Below are 4,354 nucleotides of genomic sequence, written 5' to 3' on the forward strand. Positions count from 1 at the left end.
TGGCGTCTGTCTGCGGGCCGCCGAACGTTAAACGCAGCGTGTTGGTGCCCGACAAACTGATCGCCGCCGGATTTCCATTCGTGTCAACCAGCGGCGTATAGCTATAGTTGATCAGCATGGCGGTGCTCGGCACGTTGAACATGCCCAGGCGCACTGTCGTCTGATTCCGCTGTGTCGCGTCACCGGTGACCCTGTCGAGATACACCGTCTGGGAGGCGCGACAAGCCTCGCGCAAATAGACATTGTAGGTGGCGTTTGAGAAGATGCGCGTGTAGTCCAGCCATTCGCCGCCTTCGGTTCCTCTCACCTCGTATTCAGACAGGTCGCGGGAAGCATACTTTGCCCGGATGCTGTCGTTGATCACGGTCGGGACGCCATTGTCAAATTCACTCGAGCTCCCGGCCTGCGTGCCGACCGGATCCTGGGTGCGATAATCGGCCGAAGCGCCACTGCCGGGCGTGGTTGAAAAGTCAAAAAAATCCACGCCGCCTGCGCCGATGAGGTCGTAGTAGCCGACGCCGCTGCCGTTCACCTGGGCGCCAACGCTGTCCAGGCCGGACACCGGCGGATCGTCCTGAAACTGCCCGGCTCCGTAATTGTAGTCCTCGGCCTCGATGACTTTGACTCCGGGAGCGTCGAGATAACTCTCGTCGAACGTGTCAAACGTGAACTCATTTGTCGTCGCCCTGCCCGAGAAATCGGACAGTTCGATCCGCGCACCGTAAACTGTGTTTGGCATCAGACCGTTGAAGCGGACATCCACGTTGTTGGAAGGGCCGGACATCGTCAGGGTCGAAGACACGTCCGTGCCGTTCAGGAAAAGCCGGATCGCGGCCGGATCGATTGCGTTCGTCGTCATCGTCGTCGCAGTGAAGCTGATGCCGTTGGTATAACCGTAAAAGTTTGCGCGCGTGGTCGGTGTGCGATTCGCAACCTGCGGCATGTTCGGAATCGGATGCGGCGTGCGGTCAAAATCCACCAGAATGGGTCCGTCCGTGGATGCGTAATAATTGTCAAACGTCACATCAGTCTTGCCCGTCGCCGGATTCGTGTAGTCCGCCGCGTTCACGCGAGAGAAGTTAAACAGCCCCAGGACGCCGCTGGGATACGTCGTGTCGTCGGCCGAGATGGTGACGAGCGGCGCCGTAAGATCGGCGAAATCATAAATCTGCCCGGTCAACGTGCTGGCCGCCCCGTTCATCACGAACCGATACCGGTGTGTCGGATCGAGGGTGATGTTTGCTGCGATCAGCCTGGTTGGCTGTTCGCCGGTCACCACATTGATTTGAAACTGGCCACGCTCCCCGTTCTGCTGGTTCGGATCGTAATTCAGGACATAACCGGTCGTCGTGCCCAATCCTATGCTGCCGGGATCGGCGCGCACCAGGAAACCAAAGGCCTGGTTCAGTGAGTTGTCGAAGGTGACAATGTCTGCCGCCAGATAAAAATTGTCGTAAACATTCGTCCGATAACTGAAGGCCCGCGCCGGACCCGCGTCGGGCACCGGCGGCGCCGGGGATTGAATGCGATACGCCTTCCCGCCAAAACCGTCATCCGGAAATGTGTAGCTCGCTCCCGAGGGAATCTGTCCCATGGTTCCCGTGTTGATGTCCAGATGCACCCAACCGGTGTCGTTTCCGTCGTTGAAGTCATCCGACTGCCCCATGGCAATCTTCTGCCATCCGAATATGAGCGATGCGGCCACAATGAGCGCAAAGCTGCAGGAGCAGCGGACAGGCAGGCAATTGAAGGTGCATCCAGCGCTCCGGAGAAAAACGAACGACTTCATCATTGGAGATTCAATCCCGACTTGTTCCATTTTGCGCAGACTACGAAGCATTGGATAACGCTCCACAAATAATACTTCAATACAAATGCTGCCTTCAGAACATGGAAGTGCCATTCCCTCCGGCCGGTTTTCACCCTGCGGGCAACGGGAGCAGTCCCGATTCCACTGTCCTCGAAGCTGGGAAGCGCAACTCGCTGTTAATGGTATCTCAAGACGATGTTGGCACCGCTGACCTGAATGCTGTCGATGGTCAGCGCAGAAACGCTTTGCAACCGGTAAAACCGCTGGCTTCCTGACAGCGGCACGGTCACGGTCTTCGCATTTGAATCGACGACGGCCCCGGTTTCAGCCGCGAACGAGCTCGTCGCGAGACTGGCAACCGACTCGAGGACGATGTTCGCTGCTGCGAGCGAGGTAAAAGCCTTGACGGCCCCTGTTGCGTTGAGGTCATTGATCAGGGTCATCACGCCCGTCGAACGATCCACGGAAAACAGCTCGACGTTCGCGCCGCCGCCGCGTTCGAACCAAATCATGCGAAACGGATAGAGGCCCCCCTGCGGAACGACGAAATCAAACGTGCCGTTGAACGTGCCGCTGGTTTTTTGTCCGAGCACAAGCGCATTTGGGTCGGAGAAGCCTGCGCCCGAGGAGAGTTGAAACCCGTCATCGCTGACAACCCCAAACGTATGGACGCCTGGCGACAATTCCAGATAAGCCAGAATCTCCATTGCCATGTCGTTCGGGTCGGGCTGGACGGTAGGATCAATGCCCGGAAAATTGAACTCATTGCTGAAATCACCATCCGGTACGTAGGCTGGATCCGTGGTATCTTTCTGCGTGTAGTTGATCACGGTCGCCACCGCATTGGTGACAAAAGCCGCGTAATTTGCCGGCGGATTTGGCCCCAACTGAAGCTCCGCGCGCGCCAGGCTGTTGTCTGTCACCACCGAAGCTTGGACCAACCGAACACGGAATCCCGAAGTTGACCCCGATCCGGTCGGCGACGCGTTGGTTGCGCGCAACGCGGCAAATGTGAAGGACCATTCGTTCGTCTGCCTGAATCCCAGAGTATCGGCGAAAACAATGCGATTAGTGTGGGTCGCCGTAAGATCGGCCAGGCTGGTCAGATTGGTAAGCGGATAGGTTACGGTCGCGCCCGGGAATGGAATCGCGTTGTTCGGCACCAGGACTTCCCCGCTCACGGTCAGGTTGGCGGAAGGGATGACGCTTCCATCCACCGAAACCACGATCGAATTTGTGTCCACGTCAGTCTCGCGGTTAAGGATGGCAACGCTAAGGGAGGTCGGGATGGTGCGAACGGCCTCGTTCGGCTTGGGGGTCAGGTCCACTACCGTCGCGCGCAGCGACCCCGCCGCCGGGGCGCTTGCGTTGTAGTTATCAAAGGTTGCATCCGCCGTTGCGCTCGGAGCCGTCACGTCGTTTGCCCGGCTGAAAATAAACACGCCCGCCAGACCGCTGCCATGTGAAGTGTCCGAGGCGACGACGCTTGCCACCGGATTGTTCGTGTCCGGCAGGGCATACACCTGCCCTACGAGGCTGTCGTTGTAACCCGAGAAAACCCAGCGATAACGGGCCTGAGCGGAATCGAGACTGGCCGGAGTTTCGGCGATCGTGTTGGGTGCCTCCCCGGACACTTCGTTAATCTGCAGATTGCCGTCGGCGGGATTGAAGTTCATCACGTACCCATCCGTCGCGCCCAGGCCGGGATTCGTCGCGCGGCTCAAAACTCCGAAGGCCTGGTCCACGGTCCGGTCCCACGCAAGAATGTCCACTGATACGACAAAATTCGTGTAATTCGGTGACCTGTAGCTGAACGCGCGCGCCGGCCCCGCATCCGGCACGGGAGGCGCGGGGGTCTGGATGCGATAGGCTTTGCCGCCAAAACCATCATCTGGAAACGTGTAACTCCCGCCGGGAAGCAATCCACCGGTGCCGGTGTTCAGGTCAAGACGGGTCCATCCGCTATCATTTCCGTCGTTGAAGTCATCGGACTGCGCGAACGCGCGTTCGATCCCAAAGACACAGGTCAGTATGACCGCAGCCAAGAAGTGTCGAGCCAGGTTTTCGGACGAAACAAGGGTTTGTTGTAGGCGCCGCGATTTGACGATTAGGCAGGAGTGGTTCATAGGAAAAAAGACGCTTGGTTTGCGTTCGTTCGGTTTAGCCGCTGGTGATTGCGGGCACTCTTTCACAGGCGGACGTGGAAATCAAGATACTTACGCGCTGCCTTTCTGCCGGGGCTATCCCTGCCGCTCCTCTTCCAAATACCGTCGCCGCCACTCCGCACGCGAAAGTTTGCCGCGCTCGTTGGCTTCGAGCGTCTCAACAAACATCCATTCCCGCGGCACCTGCCACGCGGGCAGCCTCGAGAGCAGAAAATCCCGCAACTCGTCCGCGCCTACAGCGGTTTTTACAGCCACGCAGGCAACGATGACTTCTGTCCGTTCGGCCTCGCGGCTGGGCGCGCCAAACACCAGGCAATCTCTCAGGCCGGGATGCGCCAGCAACTCCCGCTCGATGCTTTCGGGCGGGATCTTGCGCCCG

At 58.7% G+C, this 4,354-nt stretch carries 3 protein-coding genes; all 3 read right to left on the bottom strand.

Translation table 11 applies throughout. The annotated features are described in order from the left end of the window. Window positions 1–1,705 (bottom strand): hypothetical protein (locus VN887_07995; protein ID HXT39948.1); only part of this gene is annotated, 1,705 nt, incomplete at its 3' end. 281 nt (window positions 1,706–1,986) lie between these two features. Next, the gene (locus tag VN887_08000; protein HXT39949.1) at window positions 1,987–3,855 is read right to left on the bottom strand and encodes a hypothetical protein; all 1,869 of its coding nucleotides are present in this window, start codon (window positions 3,853–3,855) and stop codon (window positions 1,987–1,989) included. A 195-nt stretch (window positions 3,856–4,050) separates the two neighbouring features. After that, window positions 4,051–4,354 (bottom strand): class I adenylate-forming enzyme family protein (locus tag VN887_08005; GenBank protein ID HXT39950.1); only part of this gene is annotated, 304 nt, incomplete at its 5' end.

Source organism: Candidatus Angelobacter sp. (genome assembly GCA_035607015.1).
GTDB lineage: Bacteria > Verrucomicrobiota > Verrucomicrobiia > Limisphaerales > AV2 > AV2.